Origin of the sequence: Curtobacterium sp. YR515 (genome assembly GCF_900113095.1) — a bacterium.
GTDB lineage: Bacteria > Actinomycetota > Actinomycetes > Actinomycetales > Microbacteriaceae > Curtobacterium.
On sequence record NZ_FOOD01000001.1, the window covers coordinates 706,908 to 725,127 of the forward strand.

Here is an 18,220-nt window from a genome sequence, read left to right on the forward strand (position 1 = left end):
GGTACGCGCCGTCGATCAGAGCAGTCCGCGGTCCCGGAGCCACACCGCCGGGTCGACCGCCACCCCACCGTGGAGGACCTCGAAGTGCAGGTGCGACCCGGTCGAGACGCCGGTGTTCCCCACGGCACCGATGCGCTGCCCTGCCGTCACGGTCTGCCCCACCCGGACACCGATCTGGGAGAGGTGCCCGTACCGGGTCTGGGAGCCGTCGGCGTGCTGCAGCAGGACCTGGTTGCCGTACCCGCCGACGACCCCGGCGGACACCACGCGTCCGGACATCGCCGCCACGACGGCCGTCCCCTCACGCGCGGCGAAGTCGAGCCCCTGGTGGTTCGTCGAACAGGCACCGCAGCCGCTGACCCACCGCGAGCCGAAGCCGCCCGCTGCCGGGATCGTCCCCGCGACGGGCCTGGCTGCCGAGGCGCCCGGAGCCGGCTCGGACGACGGGGCCGCTGCCGCGCGACGCTCGGGTGCCCGGCCGATCGCGAAGCCGTCCCGCTCGGCGCGGGCGGTCGACGTCGCCGAGGTCGTGTACTCCTGCACGTCGAGCGCCGGGAGCACCGACGTCACGCTCGCTGCGGTCGCCGTCTGCGGTGTGGCGACGGTGACGAACAGGCACGCGGCGACGGCGGTCGCGGTGAGCGGGACGGCCCGTGCGGACGCGAAGGCCGAGCCGATCGAGCGGAGCGGCAGCGTGATCGCCTGGGTGACGGCATGCCCGAGGGCAGTGGGGCGGATCGCGGGCGTCTCGGTGCGCAGCGTCCGTCGCGACGGCAGGGGCTGCGGGTTCCCTGCGCTGGTGGAGACCGGGGCGGCGGGAGGGGACACCGCCGCCCCGGTGGTCGAGTGGGTGACGGCTCCGGTCGTCACGGTCGGGGACACGACCGGGACGGCCGGCGGGGCCGACGCAGCCCGCCGGGCCGACGGTCTGGCTGCCGGTGGGGTCGACGGCTCGGACGCCGGGGGTGTCGGCGCGGGCGACGCCGCGGGGAGATCGGGATGCCGGAGGCTGGCGGTGCCCGGAGTGTCGACGCCTGGCACCTCGATGCTCGGAGCAGCGGCGCGCGGCGTCGTGGTGAGGGTGTCGGTGCCGGGCGCGGTGGTCGGGTCCGCCGCCGCACGCTCTGCCGCACGGCGAGCACGACGGGTGGGCAGCGGCTCGACCCCGGCCGGGGCGTTGGCCGCGTGGCGAGCGGCGCCCCGCGGGCGCATCGGCAGGCGGTCCGTCGTCGTGGACATCGGCTTCGTCGAGGGCCGGCTCAGGCGCGGACGACGCCGTCGCGGGCGATGCGGTCGAGCTCGGTCACGACGGCGTCCACCACGGCGCGGGTGATCGCGTCGGCGACGGCCTCGACCAGGACGAGCTGCTCCGGAGCCACCGCGTGGGCGGTCGTCGCGGCGACCACGCGCGTCGGGATGGCCTCGATCGCGGCGACGAGCGACGCCGGGACGAACACGGGCCCCTGCGGCTCGACCGGAGCGGTCATCGGCGAGGTCGGCGCGGGGGCGAAGGTGGCCCGGGAGATGGTCGGCGCGCTCGGAGCTGCCGGTGCCGCCGGAGCGGGGGTCGGCCGTTCGGCACGGCGGGCGATGGAGTCGAAGAGCGGCGTGGAGGACATGCTGCTTGCCTTCCGATCAGGTGGTCGGGCGTCCCGTTCTCGGGCGGGACGCGGTCGGAGTGTGCCCCTGGGCACGACTCCATTCAACCACCAGTATTTCAGATGTGCAATAGCATGTTTCGTGTATGCGCTCGTCAGTCGGGCTCGACCGCGGCCGTCGGGTCGTCGCGTCTGAGGACCTGCCGCACCCGTTCGACGATCGTCGCCGGCGGGTTGTTGTAGGCGTTCGCGGGCTCCTGTCCGCTGAGCTCCTGGATCGCCGCCATCACGGCGTCCGTCGCGTGGCGACGGGCCCGGCCGGACGAGGCCTCGCCGAAGCCGGAGAGGTCGAGCGGCGTCCCGAACTCGACCGTGACCTTCGCGAGCTTCGGGACGCGCGACCCCACCGGCTGGACGTCCTGGGTACCGGTGAGGGCGACGGGCACCACGGGTGCACCACTCGTCAGGGCCAGCCAGGCCACTCCGGTGCGGCCCCGGTAGAGGCGGCCGTCGAGCGACCGGGTCCCCTCGGGGTAGATCGCGAACGCATCGCCGGCCCGGAGCCGCTCGAGCCCGAGGTCGAGGGCCTCCTGCGCCGCCGAGCCCGCACCCCGCTCGACACCGATCGCGCCGATGCCCTCGAAGAAGCCCCGCGTCACCGAGCCCCGGAAGCCCTTGCCCGTGAAGTACTCCTTCTTCGCGAGGAAGAACACCTTCCGCGGGGCGAGGAGGCCGATCGTCGGGGAGTCGATGAACGAGCGGTGGTTGCTCGCGAGGATCACCGGGCCACGCTTCGGGATGTTCTTCCGACCGATGATCCGCGGCCGCCAGATCATGCGAGCGAGCGGTGCCACGAAGGCACGGCTCAGCGTGGTGTACTTCGACGATCCGGACACACGGGCCTCCTCGTGACGGGAGTCTCCGAGTGTAGTGATCACGACCCCGATCGCATGCCCGCCACGGAATGTGTCGCGATCACTCGGCCGCGGCGACGACGTCGAGCACCGCACGGCCGTAGCGCTCGAGCTTCGCCCCGCCGACGCCGGAGATCTCGGCGAGCTGGTCTTCGTCCGACGGCTTCACCGCCGCGATGCCCCGCAGCGTCGCGTCGTTGAAGACCACGTACGCCGGGACGCCCTGTTCGCGGGCCTGGGCCGCACGCCAGGCGCGCAGGGCCTCGAACAGCCCGAGGGCTTCCTGCGGCATGTCCGTCACGACGGTCCGGCGGTTGCGGGAGGCCCGGGGTGCCTTCACCGGGTCGCGCCGCATCCGGACCTGCACGCGGCCGCCGAGGACGTCGGCGCTCGTCGGGCTCAGGACGACCGTGCCGAACCCGTCGCCGGACACCGCCGCGTAGCCCTGCGCGAGGAGCTGTCGGGCGACGGTGCGCCACTCCGCTTCGCCCAGGTCGCTGCCGATGCCGAACGTGGCGAGGGACTCGTGCCGGAGCTCCTGCACGCGGGGCGACTGCTTGCCGACGAGGATGTCCACGAGGTGCGAGACGCCGTAGCGCTGCCCGCGTTCACGGTCGAGCCGGACCACGGTGGAGAGGAACTTCTGCGCCGGGACCGTGCCGTCCCACGACTCGGGTGGGGCGATGCACGTGTCGCAGTTGCCGCACGCCGTGCTCTCCTGCCCGAAGTACGCGAGCAGCCGGACGCGCCGGCACTCGATGGTCTCGCACAGGGCGAGCATCGCGTCGAGGTGCGCGCTGAGCTGCCGACGGTGCGCGGCGTCGCCCTCGGACTGGTCGATCATCCGGCGCTGCTGCACGACGTCGTTCAGGCCGTACGCCAGCCAGGCGGTCGAGGGGAGCCCGTCGCGCCCGGCACGACCGGTTTCCTGGTAGTAGCCCTCGACCGATTTCGGCAGGTCGAGGTGCGCCACGAACCGGACGTCCGGCTTGTCGATCCCCATGCCGAACGCGATGGTGGCGACCATGACGACGCCGTCCTCGCGCAGGAACGCGGACTGGTTCCGTTCCCGCACCTTGGCGTCGAGACCGGCGTGGTAGGGCAGCGCCGGGATCCCCTGCTCGGACAGCGCGGCCGCGGTGCGCTCGACCGAGTTGCGGGAGAGGCAGTACACGATGCCGGCGTCGCCGCTGTGCTCGGTGCGGATGAAGGTGAGGAGCTGCTGCAGCGCCCCGGTCTTCGGTTCGATGCGGTACTGGATGTTCGGCCGGTCGAAGTCGGCGACGAAGTGCGCGGCGTCGTCGAGGCCGAGGCGGGCGGAGATCTCGCGGTGGGTCTGCGGCGTCGCGGTGGCGGTCAGGGCGATGCGCGGCACGGTCGGCCAGCGCTCGTGCAGGACGCTGAGCTCGAGGTAGTCCGGCCGGAAGTCGTGGCCCCACTGGGCGACGCAGTGCGCCTCGTCGATGGCGAACAGGGCGATCCGCGCGCGGTCGAGCAGTGCGCGCGTGGACTCGAGCCGGAGCCGCTCGGGCGCGAGGTAGAGCATGTCGACCTCGCCCGAGACCACGGCGCGTTCGACCCGGGCACGTTCGTCCGGCCCCTGCGTGGAGTTGAGGAACGCGGCCTTGACGCCGTTCGCCGCGAGGGCGTCGACCTGGTCCTGCATGAGCGCGATGAGCGGCGACACGACCACGCCAACGCCGTCCCGCACGAGCGCCGGCACCTGGTAGCAGAGCGACTTGCCACCGCCGGTCGGCATGAGGACGAGTGCGTCGCCCCCGGTGACGATCTGGTCGATGATCGAGGCCTGTTCGCCCCGGAAGTCGTCGTAGCCCCACACGCGGTGCAGGACGTCGAGCGCGGCGGCTCGGGAAGCAGACACGGCGGCGGGCGCGGGCGTGGTGCTCATGCCACGAGCCTACGGCCGACCGACGACACCCACGGCGTTGTCCACAGGCGCTGCGTCCGCCCCGTCGGCCGAGCCGGCCGTCTCGTCGAGGCGGGCCGGGGCGCTCGCCCAGCCCGTGCCTCCTGGACCGAACCAGCGCGTGCCACCCGCCCAGACCGGTGCCGGACCACGGAACCGCGGTGCGGCCGCGCCCGCGAACCGGCGGTCGAGGTGGCGCCACCGCGCGAGCACCTCGACCATGCCCCAGTAGAGCAGCGAGGTACCGAGCGTGACGAGCCAGCCGCCGATGGTCCCGTTGGCGTCCTGCGACGAGAGGTCGATCCGCGACCACCCCGGCGCCTGCAGCACGAAGATCATGATGTTGTTGAAGGCGTGCTGCAGCACGGTCGCCTCGAGGCCGCCGGTGCGCAGCACGATGATCGCGGCGATGAGGCCGAACGACCCGACGTCGAGGATGCCCCAGACGTTGTAGCCGTTCGGGATGTGCAGCAGGGCGAACACGACGGTCGACACCGCGACGGCGAGGACCGTGCCCACGATGCGGACCGGGATCCACGAGCCGATGGTCTGCATGAGGAAGCCGCGGAAGATGTACTCCTCCGCTGCGCCCTGGAACGGCACGAGCACGATGACGAGCACGAGCGTCGTGGTCAGCGTGCCGAGGGACACCGTCGACTGGCCGATCGCGGCGTGGTTCCAGGCGAAGCCACCGTCCGTCGTGATCATCCCGCCGTCCCAGAAGAGCCCGGTCTGGACGACGAACATGATCGCCGCGATGACGAGCGTCGGGATGAGGCACCAGGCCGTCCAGCCCCAGCGCACCCGGAACCGCGTGGACGACAGGATCCCGGCGGGACCGACGCGCGCGATCTTCACCGCGAGCAGGATGCCCGGCAGCAGGACCACGAGGGACACGAGCGACAGCGACAGCACCACCGGGTCGGTGGGGTCGAGCGCCCCGCTCGCGAGGTCGTTCTGCAGGTCGATGACCCCCTGCGGCCCCTGGTTCGCGCCGATCGGCACGAAGTACGCGACGGCGATGATCACCTGCGAGACGAAGTACCAGCCGGCGAGGAACGCCAGCGCCACGAGCGGGCGCCACCACCTCCAGCGTGCGTCGACGCGGGGCAGGCGGTGGTAGGGAACGCTCACGCCACGCAGGCTACCGGGCCGGGCAGGATGGGAGCCGTGCTCACCGTCGTCCTCGGCCTGTCCGGCGCGCTCGTCTACGGGTTCGCCGACTTCCTCGGCGGCCTCGCGTCACGTCGAGTCCGTGCGGTGACGGTCGCCGCCGTCGCCGCGGCGGTCGGGATCGTGCCCCTGCTGGTCGGGCTCGTCGTGGTCGGGGGTGCGTTCGGCGCGGAGTCCGTCCTGTGGGGCGCGATCGCCGGGGTGTCCGGAGGCGTCGGCGTCCTCCTCCTCTACCGCGCGCTGGCGATCGGCCCGATGAGCGTGCTCTCGCCGCTGACCGCCGTCTTCGCCGCCGTCGTGCCCGTCCTGGTGGCGGTGTTGCGCGGGACGGCGTTGTCGGGCCTCGCGGTGGTCGCGCTGGTGGTGGCGGTCCTCGCGGTGGTCCTGGTGGCATCGGTGCGGGACACGTCGGGTGCGCGGGTGACCGCGGTGGGGCTCGTGACGGCGGCGGTCGCGGGGTGCGGCTTCGGCGGGATCGTGCTCGCGTACGACATGACGCCGTCGGACGCGGGGGTGGCGCCATTGGTCGTGTCGCGGGTGCTGCAGGCGGTGTTGCTCGGGACGGCGGCGGTCGTGGTGACGCGGCGGGCCGCGGTCACGGGGCAGGCCGCGGGGCGGGGCCCTGGAGGCGCGGCAGACCCCGCGACGTCGGCCGACGCTCCGGGGTCTGCCGCGCCTCCCGGCATCCGTGGTGGCGGACGCTGGCCGGCTCGCCTGGTGTGGACGGTGGTCGCCTGCGGCGTCCTCGACGCCGCGGCGAACGTCTTCATCCAGGCCGGGCTGCACTCGAGTGAGGACCCGGCGACCCTGCCCGTGGTGAGCGTGCTCAACGCGCTGTACCCGATCGGGACGGTCGTGCTCGCCGGGATCGTGCTCCGGGAGCGGCTGACGCCCGTGCAGTGGGCCGGGATCGTGCTGGCGTTCGGCGCCGCGGTGGGGTTGGCGCTCGCGTAGGGGGTCGCTGCGCCGCACTGGGCGAGTCTCGCCTGGGCGGACAGTTTCGTGCTCGCAGGGCCGCGAAACTGTCCGCGGAGCCGAGACTCGGGGCGGCCGGAGCGGGCGTCAGGCGTCGGGGATGAGCCGCTTGCCGAGCGAGACCGTGCGGTCGTCGGTGTAGCCGAGTGCCTCGTAGAAGCCGATGACCTGCTCGTTGCCTGCGCGGACCTGCAGGTTGAGCTTCGGGCAGCCGAGGTCCGTCAGCAGTCGCTCGAACTCCGCCATGAACGCACGCCCGAGCCCCGAGCCCTGCAGGTCCGGCTGCACCGCCAGGTAGTTCACCCAGCCGCGGTGCCCGTCGAACCCGGCCATGCCCGCTCCGACGACCGGACGGGCGGGGTCCTCGGCGTCCTCGGCGACCAGGAACAGCTCCGGCTGCACGGTCAGCTTGCGGGCGATGTCGCGACGGGGGTCGTTCCAAGGACGGACGAGACCGCAGGCCTGCCACAGGGCGACGACGGCTTCGGTGTCGGCCGGGTCGAACCGGCGGAGGACGTGCTGCATCACTTCACCGTAACGGTGCTGTGGACAACCTCGTCACGGGGTCGTCGTCGTGATCTGATAGACCTGTCCGACCACCCCATCCGGATCAGGAGCCCCGTGACCGCACACGAGACACTCCCGTCGCGCCGAGACCGCCGCGACGGTGCGGCCGGTGCTGCACGGCGAGCACCGCGTCGCCGCCAGACCGTGGGTGGCGCCATCGTCTCGCTCATCGCCGAGCTGCTCATCATCGCGGGCGCCGGCACCGGGCTGTACGTGGTGTGGACGGCGTGGTGGACGGACGTCGTCGCGGTCAACGAGCAGACGAAGCTCGTCGACGGCCTCGGGCAGAAGGACGTTTCGGGGACCGGCACCGAGCACCGCGGGCCCGCTCCCGTGCTCGCCGAGCCGCCGAACGTCACCGATGTCTTCGGCACGATGCAGATCCCCCGGTTCGGCAAGGACTACGAGCGCCCGATCGGCGAGGGCACCGACCGCGAGAAGGTCCTCAACACGATCGGCCTCGGGCACTACCAGGACACCGCGATGCCGGGCGCCGAGGGCAACTTCGCCGTCGCCGGGCACCGGGTGACCTACGGCAAGCCGCTCAACCAGATCGCCGAGCTCAAGACCGGCGACGACGTCGTGGTGCGGGTGACCGATGCGAAGACGAAGTTCGACGTCTGGTACGTCTACAAGGTCACCGACTCGCAGATCGTCACGCCCGACCACGTCGAGACCATCGCCCCGGTGCCGAACAAGCCCGGGGTCGAGCCGACGGCCGACGACCGCTGGCTGACCCTGACCGCGTGCCACCCGATGTGGTCGGCGAAGGAGCGGTACGTCACGCACGCCAAGCTCGACTACTGGATGCCCGCGTCGGAGGGCACCCCGAAGGAACTCTCGGAGACGTCGAAGTGATCTTCCCGTTCGTCTGGCGCATCCTGCCCGGCCCCGCGGCGCTCAAGGTGATCGAGTTGCTCGTGCTCCTCGCGGCGATCGTGTGGGTCCTGTTCACGTTCGTGTTCCCGTGGGTCGCTGCGGACATCCTGCCGCCGCCGGACGGCACGGTGGACGTGTCGCCGTCGCCCTGACGCGCGGGGTTGCGCAGCGTCCTGGGTCCGCACCGTGCGAGGTTTCGCTGACGGTGGGACGTCGGGGGCCTCGCACCGAGCTCGGGGCCTCGCACGGTGGCGAGGCGGGGGCGGAGCGGGTGCGGGCGCGAGCGCGGGGGCGGGCGCGGGCGCGGGGGCGGGCGCGTCAGACCGTGGTCGTCACCCGGGATCCGCCGTCGGACGTGCGCCGCACGGCGATGCGCTCCGGGATCCGCTGCTTGAGCTCCTCGACGTGGCTGACGATCCCGACCTGACGGCCGCCCGCGGTCAGGCGCGACAACTGCCCGATCACGTCGTCGAGCGTCTCGGGGTCGAGCGTGCCGAACCCCTCGTCGACGAACAGCGTGCCGAGGGAGACCCCGCCAGCCTCGGCCTGGACGACGTCGGCGAGACCGAGCGCGAGGCACAGCGACACCGTGAAGGTCTCGCCGCCGGACAGGCTGCGGGGATCGCGCACGGTGTCGGTTGTCTGGTCGTGCACGGCGAGCGCGAGGCCCGTGCGCCGTGCACGTGAGCCGGACTCCCGCTCGTCGGAGGTCTCGAGCGTGAACCGGCCCGCGAGCATCGCCCGCAACCGGTCGTTCGCCGCGGCGACGACGTCCTCGAACCGGCGCATGAGCACGTAGGTGCCGAGGGTGATCCCGGTGGGGTTGGCTGCTGCGACCCCGGCCGCGACGTCGGCGAGCCGCACCACGGCCCGACTGCGCGCAGAGGTGTCGTCGCGGGCACGGACCGCGGCGTCCAGCTCGGCTGCGCACCGTTCGGACGCGACGGCCTGGTCGACCGCCGACGTGGCCGCGCGGACGGCTGCTTCGGCCGCGGCTGCGGTGGCGTCCCGTGCTGCGCGGGCTCCGTCGAGGTCGAGTGCTGCCGGGTCATCGTCGGCCGCAGCGACGACCGCCGGTTCGGCGAGTCCCGCGTCGACGACCGCCCGTGCCTGGTCGGCACGGGCGACCTCGGCCCGGAGTGCTTCGGCGTCCGCTCGGTCGAGGACCCCGGCGCGGGCGGAGGCGACGTCGTCGAACCCCTGCTCGGCGAGGACCCGGTCCACCTCGGCCGCACGTTCGCGGACGTCGGCTGCTGCCGAGTCCGCGCGGCTGTCGGCCTGGAGCACCGCGTCGAGTCGACCGACGAGCGCGTCGAGCGACTCGACCCCCTGGCGCAGGGTCTCCGGCGCATCGTCGAGGTGTTCGGCCACGCGTTCGATCGCGGCCGACACCGCCGACTCGTCCTGCTCGAGGCGCTCGGCATCGGCTGCGGCTGCTCCGGCGAGGACGGCGCGTTCGGCGTCGACCTCGTTCCGCTGCCGTTCGAGGGTGCGCGTCCCCTCGTCGTGTGCGGCCCGCTGCTGTTCGAGGTCGCGCACGCGGACGGCCGCGTCGTGCGCCGCCGTGACGGCTGCGTCGGCCGCAGCCGCGAGGGCGTCGACGGTGTCGTCGTCGACGTCACCGAGGACCTGCACGAGCCGGGCGAGTTCGGCCCGTTCGAGTGCGAGGGCCGTCGCGGCGTCACCGAGGGCGCGCTCGGCACGTCGGGCACGTTCGGCCGCGGCCTCGATCGCCTCGGTCGTGGGGTGGTCGTCCTGCGGTGTCGCGACGACCGGGTGCTCCGTCGCCCCGCACACCGGGCACGGGTCGCCCGGCAGGAGTGCGGCGCCGAGCTCTCCGGCGAGTCCGGCGATGCGGCGCTCCCGCAACTGCTGCTCGACCCGGACGAGCTCGTGGGCGGTGGCGCGGGCGGCCATGACGGTCTGCTCGGCACCCTGCACGCGCCGCTCGGACGCGGCCCGGGCGACGAGGTCGGCCCGGAGTGCACGGACACGCTCGACCTCGAGCCGGGCGGCCTCGGACCCGGCGGCCAGCGCGGCGGCGGCCCGGGCGTCCTCGACGATGCGGGCGCGTTCGGCGGGGCGGGCATCGAGCGCGGTGTCGAGCTCGGCGAGGCGTTCGGTGAGCAGAGTTCCGCGAGCGACGGCGTCGGTGATCGCCCGACGCCTGCCGGGGAGCGCCTGCTCGAGGTCGATGCGGTGCCGGACCGCGGCGAGGCACTCGGTCACGGCGGTCCGCTGGTGGGCGAGGGCGTCTCGGTCGGTCGTCACGCCGTGCTGTGCGCGGAGGGCGTCCGCCGCCGCGGCGGCGTGGTCGGAGCGGGCGCGTGCGGCGTCGAGCCCGTCGGCGACGACCGCGACGCGGGCAGCGCGTTCGCCCGACGCCAGGCGCACGCGGGCCGCGGCGACCCCGTCGGCATCCGCGTCGAGTTCCGCACGACGTGCGACGAGGACGGCGCGGCGGTTCAGTGCGGCTGCACGAGCAGTGACCGACTGCTCGTGCGCCGCCGCAGCAGCGGCCGCGCGCGACGCGGTGGCGCGAGCGGATTCGGCAGCGTCGGCGGTCGCTCGGAGTGCCGCGACGGTCGCGGGGACGTCGGACTCGTCCGGCTCGTCGACACCCGCAGCCTGGGCGAACCGGTTCAGGGCGTCGCGGACCCGGGCGTCGGCGCCCTCGACCTCGGCCAGGACGGCGCGACGGCGAACAGCGAGTTCGTCGGCCGTCCGGTCGTAGACCTGCGTGCCGAACAACGACTGCAGCAGCTTGCGGCGGTCTTCGCCGGGAGACCGCAGGAACCGGGCGAACTCGCCCTGGGGCAGGACGACGGTCTGCAGGAACTGCGCCTTGTCGAGGCCGATGATCCGGGCGATCTCGACCGCGACCTCGGGGATGCGCGAGGACATCGGCTCACCGGCCACGTCGGCCGGCCCGGCGAGGCGGAACAACTGCGCGGAGGCCTGCTGCTTCACGGTGCCGGTCCCCCGCTGCTTCGGGCGCTGGTACTGCGGCGTGCGTCGGACGCGGTACACACCGGCACCGGTCTCGAACACGAGCTCGACGAAGGGCTCGACCGCTGGGTCGGCGTGCTGGCTGTGCAACCGGTCGTCGCTCGCGTCGGCACCGGCCAGTCCACCGTAGAGGGCGAACACCACGGCGTCGATGATCGTCGACTTACCGGAACCCGTCGGCCCTTCGAGCAGGAACACCCCGGAGGCGGCGAGCGCGGCGAAGTCGATCGACACGAGGTCCGGGTAGGGGCCGATCGCGCGGAGTTCGAGCCGGTGCAGGTACATCAGCGGTCCCCCTCACGCTGGAGGGCCAGGGCAGCAGCTTCGTACGCCTCGGTCAGGATCGCGCGGTCGTCGTCGTCCGGCACGGTGCCGGTGGCGAACGACACGAAGTCGGCTGCCACCTCGACCGGGTCGGACGTCGCCGTGACCGCGCGGGCGGCGGCACGCTCGGCGCGGTCGGCCGGCTCGTGCGTGATGGCGAGGGCGTGGGGGAAGTGGTCCTTCACCCGGGCGTACATCCGTTCCGGGTGGACGGTGTCCGTCACGGCGACGCGGACCCAGGCGTCCGCCGCCGACCGGTGCGCCCCGGACTCGATCTCGTTGATCGTGGCCCGGACGTCGACGAGCCGCCGCGGCACGGGCGCCGGCACGAGCTCGGCCGTCACCTGCCCGGAGTCGTCGAGGTCGACGACCGTGACGGACTTCTGCTGGTGCCGCTCGCCGAACGAGAACGCGAGCGGCGAGCCCGCGTACCGCACGCGGTCGCCGTCCCCCACGCGCTGCGGCCCGTGCAGGTGCCCGAGCGCGACGTAGTCGATGCCGTCGAACACGGCACGCGCCACCCGGTCGACACCGCCGACGCGGATGTCCTGCTCGCTGTCGCTCGGTTCGGTCCCGCCGACGAACGCGTGGGCCACGACGACGCTGCGCGTACCGGGCCGCTGGGCGAGATCGGCGCGGACGCGGTCCATCGCCGCACCGACGACGGCCTGGTGCGAGCGGGCGAGCGGCTCGTCGGGCACCGCCGCGAGGGCGTACCGGGTGAGGTCGGGGTGCAGGTACGGGATGCCGTACACCGCGACGGGCCCGTCGGCGTCATCGACGAGGACCGGGGTGGCGATGCCTGCGGGTTCGGCGAGGATCCGCACCCGCGGGTCCATCACGCCGGCACCGAAGCCGAGTCGTGCGGCGGAGTCGTGGTTGCCCGGGGTGATGACGACCGTGGCCGTCTCGGCCAGCCGTTCGAGCACCCCGGACAGCATCCGGACGGCGTCGACCGGCGGGATGGCACGGTCGTAGACGTCCCCGGCGACGACGACGAGGTCGACCGCACGCGCCCGTGCCTGGTCGACGAGCCAGTCGAGGAAGGCCGCCTGGTGCTCGAGCAGGTCGGCACCCAGCAGTGTGCGGCCGAGGTGCCAGTCGCCGGTGTGCAGGATGCGCATGCGGTCACGGTAGCGCCGGCCGGGGACATCGCCGGGTGCCCCGCGGCGACCTGTGGAGAACTCAGGCGCAACTGAGGTTGGTACCGATGAGGGCCGTCTGGATCCGGGCGGTCGCGGTGCTCGTCGACGTCCAGTTCCCGAGGTAGTTCACGCGGACGGTGACGGTGTACACCTGGCCGAGGTTGAGGAGACCGGAGCCGACGACGCGCACGGGCGAGGTCGACTGGGTGGCGAGTGCGGTCGTCCCGTTCATCACCGAGAACGAGGTCGCGGCCGGCCCACCGTAGGTGAAGCCGATGTTCACGGAGCCGTCGCCGTTCGGAGTGCAGGCGAGCGCGGTGGCCTGCGGGACGGTGAGAGCGTCGAACGAGGTGGACGTGACGGTGGTCCGCGACCACGGTCCGGCGACGGCCTCCGCCGGCAGGAGGAACCCGGCTCCGCCCGCGAGCACGAGGACGGCGGCCGCGCCGCCGAGCCGGCGGAACCGACGCGCTCGGCGGTCCGCGCGACGGAGGGTACGGCGGCTCACGACGGCGGTCGGGGCGGTGGTCGGGGCCGTGGCGACGCGCGGGGCGGGGTCGACCCGCGCCTCCTGGCCGTCACCGGCGCCGACGCCGCTGTCACCAACGCCGTCCGGTCCGCCACCCGCGTCGCGCGACGCATCGTCCTCCGACGAGCGCCCCGCCGGACCGACCAACCGCCGCAGCGATCCGTCGATCGTGCAGAGCGCGAGCACCGCGACCAGCCCGAGTGCCAGCATCCCGACCTTGCCCCACTCCCCCGCACGGAGCCAGACGATCGGCGCACCGACGAACGGGACCCGCAGGAACGCGACTCCGTGGACGGCCGAGGGTTCGACGGGCGTGGAGTCCTGCCGGGGGTTCGCATCGCCCTTCGTGACGATCGTGCCGCGCGGACCGTCCTCGACGTAACGGTGCATGCGGAGGTGCCCGGGCTGGTCCGGGTCGTCGACGAGCAGGACCTTGCCCATGCGGACGTCACCGGCCGACACCGGGCGGGAGACCACGACGTCGCCGGGGGTGAGCCGCGGCTCCATCGATCCGGTCATCACCGTCGTCGGCTGCCAGCCGATGACGGCGGGAGCAGCCGCCCAGAGCGCGAGCCCGAGCAGGGTCGCGACGACGCCGCGGGCGAGCGTGGCCACGACCACGCGCCCCCAGTCGACGGCGTCACGGAGCACGTCGTGCGGCGTGGGACCGCCGTGCACTTCGATGCTGACCATGACTGCCTTCGACCGGGGGCGCGTTGTCGGACGGTGACGGACGGGCCCGCATCGGGCTCGGTCCCGGACGTCACGCGGTGGACACGGGAGCGTCGATCACGCTCCCGTGTCGCCGGCTCAGCTGTTCTGGGCCTCCCAGGTGAAGCCGAGGGCCGCGGTGCCGCCCTGCACGGTGTTCGGTGCGGTGCTCGAGACGGTGTAGGTGAAGCGGTAGACGCGCGACTCCGAGCCGCTGCCGGTCGGGGCCCAGCTGCCGACACCCGTGGCGAAGTTGGTCGAGGCCGTGCCGAAGCCCGCGACGGTGCCGCTGTAGAGCGTGCCGTTGGTCGACGCCGCGGTGAAGCCGGTGCAGGAGCCGAAGCCGCCGCCCGTGCCCTGCTCGACGGTGAGGTTGATGTTCGACGCGAGGGCGTTCGTCGTGGCCGCGTTCGTGCCGTAGAGCTTCACGGTCGAGGGCAGCGTGCCGGTCGAGGTGACCGTGATGCAGTTCGCGCCGGTCGAGCCGGGCTTGAGGCCGGTCGCGTTGAACAGCGCGGTGTTGTTGTCGTCGTCGGTGAGGGCGACGCTGCCGGCCGTCCAGTTGCTGGTCGGGTTGACCGTGGTGGCCGAGAAGGCCGAGTAGGACGCGGTCGAGACGACGACACCCGAGGCCACGAGAGCGGCGGGGATGGCGATCCAGGCGGCGAGACGCGCAGCGCGCGGGGTGACACGGGACATGACGGAGCTCCTGATCCAAAGGGGCGCCGGGGTTCCGCGGTGGTTGGTCGCGACGGCGCCGTGGTTGCTACGACGATCAAGCTACTTGAGCGCCGTGTGGCTCACAAGGGAAGCTACACCCCCACAGTTGGGGGTACTTCAATCGGTGAGATACTTGTTCAATGAGCAGCACGACGGCATACCCGTGCCGTCCCGCCGATCGCGCAACCGATCACCCTCCCGAGAAGAGCCGCCCGATGACGGACACCACCACCGCGCTCGCGCGACCCCTGGACGCCGCGCAGCTCCCCCCTGCCCCCGTGTCGCCGACCGTCAGCATCCCCGAGGTCGACCCGGACGGCGACGTCGCGAAGCTGATGACGGCGTTCCGCGTGCTGCAGATGCAGCACGCGCGCGTCCTGCACCACGAGAGCTCCACCCGCGGGCTGAACGCCACGGACGCCCGGTTCGTGTTCTTCCTCGCGTCCGCCGACGGCGAGGGCATCACCCCGAAGCAGGCAGGCGAGTACCTCGAGCTGTCCACGGGTGCCATGACGAGCCTGATCGACCGGCTCGAGAAGCGCGACCACATCGAGCGTCGCCCGAACCCCGACGACCGCCGCAGCATCCTCCTCCACCTCACCCCGTCCGGGTCCGAGGTGGCGCGCGAGATCGGCGCCGTCTACTCGTCGGCGTTCCGCGAGGTCATCGCCCCCGGCGACCGCGCCGGCCTCGCCGACGCCTTCGACCGGCTCGGCGCTGCGCTCGAACGCCACTCGCGATCGGTCTCCGTCGCGGGGACGATCGCCGGCCTGCAGCCGTGACGAACGGTGTCGGACACCGCGCGTAGCGTTGCCGGCATGACCCCCTCAGAACTCCTCATCGAAGCGTTCTCCCGCGTCCCCGCCACGGTCGAGCGCGCCGTCAGCGGGCTGTCGGAGGACCAGCTGGCCGCACGTCCGGCCGCCGGTGCGAACACCCTCGCCTGGCTCGCGTGGCACATCGCGCGCGGGCAGGACGCCCAGATCGCGGACCTCGCGGGCACCGAGCAGGTGTGGACGGCGGACGGCTGGGTGGAGCGGTTCGGACTGCCCTTCCCCGCCGAGGCGCTCGGCTACGGCATGTCGCGGGACGACGTCGGACGCGTCCGCGCCTCGGCGGACCTGCTGGTCGGCTACCTCCGCGCGGTGCACGACCGCACGGTCGCGTACGTCGGCACGCTCGAGCCGGCGGACTTCGACCCGGTGGTCGACGACGCGTGGGACCCGCCCGTCACGCGGGGCGCGCGACTCGTCAGCATCCTCGACGACTGCACGCAGCACGCCGGACAGGCCGGGTACGTGCGCGGGTTGCTCTTCTTCAACCGCTGACGCGGCGCATCGTGATCAGAATGGGTCGGGTCGGCGGCGGCGACCCGACCGCTTCTGCTCACCATGTCACGGACGGGAGGCGCGGTGCCAGCTGGCACCGCGCCTCCCGTCCTGCGTCTGCTCGCGACTACCGCGCGGCGAGCTCCGCGACGATCCCGTCACCGGGGGCGGCGTCGACGAGGTCCGCCTCGATCTCCGCGTGCTCGAGGATGCCCTCGATCTTGCGGCGACGGCTGCGCGGGACGATCGTGACGACGGTGCCCTCCTTGCCGGCACGCCCCGTGCGGCCCGAGCGGTGCATGTACGCCTTGTAGTCGTCGGGCGCGTCGGCCTGCACGACGAGCGACACGTCGTCCACGTGGATGCCACGGGCGGCGACGTCGGTCGCGACGAGCACGTTCACGCGGCCGCTCGTGAGGAGCTGCAGGTTGCGCTGCCGGCGCGACTGGTTCAGGTCGCCGTGGAGCGAGGTCGCGCGGATGCCGGCGTCCTCGAACTGGTCGGCGAGCCGCTCGGCGTAGGCGCGGGTGCGGGCGAACACGATCGTCTTGCCGGCGCCCGCGACGAGCTCCTCGAGGAGCTGGTCCTTCTGGCGCTGCTCGACCACGAGCACGCGGTGGTCGATCGTCGACGAGGCCTGGTCCTCACCGGCGACCTCGTGGACGGACGGCTCGTGCAGGAACTGCTCGACGAGCGACGCGACCTGGGCGTCGAGCGTCGCGCTGAACAGGAGCTTCTGGGCGCGGTTGCCCTCGGGGGTGACCTCGGCCGTGGCGGAGAGGATCTCCTGCACCGGCTCGAGGAAGCCGAGGTCGCACATGTGGTCGGCCTCGTCGAGCACGGAGATGACGACCTCGCTGAGGTCGAGCGTCCCCTTGTTCATGAGGTCCTGCACGCGCCCCGGGGTGCCGACGATGATGTCGACGCCGCGCTCGAGCGCACCGACCTGGCGGCCGTACGGGACACCGCCGTAGATCTGCGTCGTGAAGAGGCCCACCGAGCGGGCGATCGGCTGCACGGTGCGGTCGATCTGCAGCGCGAGCTCACGCGTCGGCGCGAGGATGAGCGCACGCGGGGCGCGGCCCATCTTGCGCTTCGTGCCGCCGCCGTTCTCCATGAGCTTCTCGACGAGCGGGGCGCCGAAGGCGATCGTCTTGCCGGAGCCCGTGCGGCCACGGCCGAGCACGTCCTTGCCCGCGATCACGTCGGGGATCGTCGCTGCCTGGATCGGGAACGGGCTCGTGGCGCCGAGTTCGGCCAAGGCGCGGGAGATGTTGCCGCCGATGCCGAGGTCGGCGAAGGTCACGCCCTCGACGTCGGCCGCGAGGGTCGCCTCGGCCTGGAGCTTCTCGAGCTTGACGTCGTCGGCGGGGACGAAGGGCTTGCGCTCGGTGTCGTCGCGGTCGAAGCGGCGCGGGGCGCGGTCGTCGCGGTCGAAGCGGCGCGGGGCGCGGTCGTCGTCACGACGGGGCGCACGGTCGTCGCGGTCGAAGCGACGGGGCGCACGGTCGTCGCGGTCGAACCGGCGGGGAGCGCGGTCGTCGTCACGACGGGGAGCGCGGTCGTCGCGGTCGAAGTTCCGGCGCGGACGGTCGTCGGCGTCACGGCGGGGCGCACGATCGTCGCGGTCGAACCGGCGGGGAGCGCGGTCGTCGCGGTCGAAGTTCCGGCGCGGACGATCGTCGTTGTCACGGCGGGGCGCACGATCGTCCCGGTCGAACCGGCGGGGAGCGCGGTCGTCACGGTCGAACCGGCGCGGGGCGCGGTCGTCGTCACGACGGGGCGCACGGTCGTCACGGTCGAAGCGACGCGGGGCACGATCGTCGCGGTCGAAGCGACGCGGGGCACGGTCGTCCCGGTCGAACGAACGACGCGGACGGTCGTCGTTGTCACGACGGGGCGCACGGTCGTCGCGGTCGAAGCGACGAGGGGAGCGGTCGTCGCGGTCGAAGCGACGGCCGCCACGGTCATCACGCTGCGGGCGGCCCTGGCCACCGTCGCGCGGCTCCCAGTTCGGACGGCTCGGGCGCTCGCCCTGCGCCGCGCGGCCGCGACGCTCCTCGGCGTCCCAACGCTGCTTCTGCCGCGGAGCGGACGGTTCGGCGGCGCGGAAACCGCGGTGTTTGCTGCTGCGAGCGGCGGGGGTGCCGTTCGGGTGACGGACGCGGTCGGAGGCGCGGTTGTCCGCGCCGCCCTTGTTGTACGGGGCCATGGCTACTTTCTCGGGGTGCAGACGTACCGCAGCGCCCGGCAGCGACATCGGCGGGGGCTTGCGTGCGGAGAGGGGGTTCTTCCCGTCGCGGATCGACGTGAATCCAGCCCTCGAGCAACACACACCCAAACGAAAACTCCGTGATCGCAATGTCACGGCGTCGAAGGCCGACCGAGTGAGTCTACGCGATCGGACCGTCGCTGGCCAGC

At 73.1% G+C, this 18,220-nt stretch carries 16 protein-coding genes; 5 read left to right on the top strand and 11 right to left on the bottom strand.

Annotation, left to right across the window (positions count from 1 at the left end; translation table 11 throughout):
* Positions 1-15 precede the first annotated feature (15 nt).
* The 5 genes from BM028_RS03355 to BM028_RS03375 all read right to left on the bottom strand — a co-directional run bounded on the left by BM028_RS03355 (position 16) and on the right by BM028_RS03375 (position 5,573).
* Positions 16-1,239, bottom strand: coding sequence for a M23 family metallopeptidase (locus BM028_RS03355; protein WP_071303520.1), 1,224 nt, complete (start codon positions 1,237-1,239; stop codon positions 16-18).
* Between the two features lie 20 nt (positions 1,240-1,259).
* On the bottom strand, positions 1,260-1,619 hold the full coding sequence (locus BM028_RS03360; RefSeq protein WP_070416974.1) for a hypothetical protein: 360 nt from the start codon (positions 1,617-1,619) through the stop codon (positions 1,260-1,262).
* Between the two features lie 134 nt (positions 1,620-1,753).
* Positions 1,754-2,494 carry a lysophospholipid acyltransferase family protein gene (locus BM028_RS03365; RefSeq protein ID WP_070416975.1) on the bottom strand — a complete coding sequence of 247 codons (741 nt, stop codon included), beginning with the start codon at positions 2,492-2,494 and terminating at the stop codon, positions 1,754-1,756.
* A gap of 79 nt (positions 2,495-2,573) precedes the next feature.
* A complete protein-coding gene (recQ, locus tag BM028_RS03370; protein WP_092384528.1) occupies positions 2,574-4,421 on the bottom strand; it encodes a DNA helicase RecQ in 1,848 nt (615 codons plus the stop codon).
* A 9-nt stretch (positions 4,422-4,430) separates the two neighbouring features.
* Positions 4,431-5,573, bottom strand: a complete 1,143-nt coding sequence (locus BM028_RS03375) for a CPBP family intramembrane glutamic endopeptidase (protein WP_139219738.1) — start codon at positions 5,571-5,573, stop codon at positions 4,431-4,433.
* A 36-nt stretch (positions 5,574-5,609) separates the two neighbouring features.
* On the opposite strand from BM028_RS03375, the gene BM028_RS03380 reads away from it, so the two are divergent.
* Positions 5,610-6,566 (top strand): EamA family transporter, encoded by a 957-nt coding sequence (locus BM028_RS03380; protein WP_092384532.1) that lies wholly within the window; start codon positions 5,610-5,612, stop codon positions 6,564-6,566.
* Positions 6,567-6,674: 108 nt separating this feature from the next.
* On the opposite strand, the gene BM028_RS03385 is transcribed toward BM028_RS03380, so the two are convergent.
* Positions 6,675-7,112, bottom strand: coding sequence for a GNAT family acetyltransferase (locus BM028_RS03385; protein ID WP_092384534.1), 438 nt, complete (start codon positions 7,110-7,112; stop codon positions 6,675-6,677).
* Positions 7,113-7,208: 96 nt separating this feature from the next.
* Between BM028_RS03385 and BM028_RS03390 the strand changes: the two genes are divergently transcribed.
* Together BM028_RS03390 and BM028_RS18420 are read left to right on the top strand one after the other, a co-directional pair.
* A complete protein-coding gene (locus BM028_RS03390; RefSeq protein ID WP_229087447.1) occupies positions 7,209-8,012 on the top strand; it encodes a class E sortase in 804 nt (267 codons plus the stop codon).
* Positions 8,009-8,185 carry a hypothetical protein gene (locus BM028_RS18420; RefSeq protein WP_156794771.1) on the top strand — a complete coding sequence of 59 codons (177 nt, stop codon included), beginning with the start codon at positions 8,009-8,011 and terminating at the stop codon, positions 8,183-8,185. Before BM028_RS03390 ends, BM028_RS18420 begins: the two co-directional genes overlap by 4 nt.
* A gap of 166 nt (positions 8,186-8,351) precedes the next feature.
* Here BM028_RS18420 and BM028_RS03395 read toward each other — a convergent pair whose 3' ends face one another.
* From BM028_RS03395 to BM028_RS03410, 4 genes are all read right to left on the bottom strand, one after another.
* Complete coding sequence (locus BM028_RS03395) at positions 8,352-11,327, bottom strand: AAA family ATPase (protein ID WP_092384536.1); 2,976 nt, start codon at positions 11,325-11,327, stop codon at positions 8,352-8,354.
* The gene (locus BM028_RS03400) at positions 11,327-12,490 is read right to left on the bottom strand and encodes a metallophosphoesterase family protein (protein WP_092384538.1); all 1,164 of its coding nucleotides are present in this window, start codon (positions 12,488-12,490) and stop codon (positions 11,327-11,329) included. Before BM028_RS03400 ends, BM028_RS03395 begins: the two co-directional genes overlap by 1 nt.
* A 61-nt stretch (positions 12,491-12,551) precedes the next feature.
* Complete coding sequence (locus tag BM028_RS03405) at positions 12,552-13,733, bottom strand: S24/S26 family peptidase (protein WP_092384540.1); 1,182 nt, start codon at positions 13,731-13,733, stop codon at positions 12,552-12,554.
* A gap of 117 nt (positions 13,734-13,850) precedes the next feature.
* Complete coding sequence (locus BM028_RS03410) at positions 13,851-14,450, bottom strand: hypothetical protein (protein ID WP_070416983.1); 600 nt, start codon at positions 14,448-14,450, stop codon at positions 13,851-13,853.
* 236 nt (positions 14,451-14,686) lie between these two features.
* Between BM028_RS03410 and BM028_RS03415 the strand changes: the two genes are divergently transcribed.
* Together BM028_RS03415 and BM028_RS03420 are read left to right on the top strand one after the other, a co-directional pair.
* A complete protein-coding gene (locus tag BM028_RS03415; protein ID WP_175495975.1) occupies positions 14,687-15,253 on the top strand; it encodes a MarR family winged helix-turn-helix transcriptional regulator in 567 nt (188 codons plus the stop codon).
* 36 nt (positions 15,254-15,289) lie between these two features.
* A complete protein-coding gene (locus BM028_RS03420) occupies positions 15,290-15,799 on the top strand; it encodes a mycothiol transferase (RefSeq protein ID WP_092384544.1) in 510 nt (169 codons plus the stop codon).
* A gap of 127 nt (positions 15,800-15,926) precedes the next feature.
* Here the strand turns inward: BM028_RS03420 and BM028_RS03425 are convergent, their stop codons facing one another.
* On the bottom strand, positions 15,927-18,011 hold the full coding sequence (locus BM028_RS03425) for a DEAD/DEAH box helicase (RefSeq protein WP_092384546.1): 2,085 nt from the start codon (positions 18,009-18,011) through the stop codon (positions 15,927-15,929).
* Positions 18,012-18,220 lie beyond the last annotated feature (209 nt).

Excerpts from the sequence above, each read along its gene's own strand:
- BM028_RS03355 (WP_071303520.1), bottom strand. The coding sequence starts at position 1,239 with ATGTCCACGACGACGGACCGCCTGCCGATGCGCCCGCGGGGCGCCGCT.
- BM028_RS03360 (WP_070416974.1), bottom strand. The coding sequence starts at position 1,619 with ATGTCCTCCACGCCGCTCTTCGACTCCATCGCCCGCCGTGCCGAACGG.
- recQ (WP_092384528.1), bottom strand. The coding sequence starts at position 4,421 with ATGAGCACCACGCCCGCGCCCGCCGCCGTGTCTGCTTCCCGAGCCGCC.
- BM028_RS03385 (WP_092384534.1), bottom strand. The coding sequence starts at position 7,112 with ATGCAGCACGTCCTCCGCCGGTTCGACCCGGCCGACACCGAAGCCGTC.
- BM028_RS03395 (WP_092384536.1), bottom strand. The coding sequence starts at position 11,327 with ATGTACCTGCACCGGCTCGAACTCCGCGCGATCGGCCCCTACCCGGAC.
- BM028_RS03400 (WP_092384538.1), bottom strand. The coding sequence starts at position 12,490 with ATGCGCATCCTGCACACCGGCGACTGGCACCTCGGCCGCACACTGCTG.
- BM028_RS03405 (WP_092384540.1), bottom strand. The coding sequence starts at position 13,733 with ATGGTCAGCATCGAAGTGCACGGCGGTCCCACGCCGCACGACGTGCTC.
- BM028_RS03410 (WP_070416983.1), bottom strand. The coding sequence starts at position 14,450 with ATGTCCCGTGTCACCCCGCGCGCTGCGCGTCTCGCCGCCTGGATCGCC.
- BM028_RS03415 (WP_175495975.1), top strand. The coding sequence starts at position 14,687 with ATGACGGACACCACCACCGCGCTCGCGCGACCCCTGGACGCCGCGCAG.
- BM028_RS03420 (WP_092384544.1), top strand. The coding sequence starts at position 15,290 with ATGACCCCCTCAGAACTCCTCATCGAAGCGTTCTCCCGCGTCCCCGCC.
- BM028_RS03425 (WP_092384546.1), bottom strand. The coding sequence starts at position 18,011 with ATGGCCCCGTACAACAAGGGCGGCGCGGACAACCGCGCCTCCGACCGC.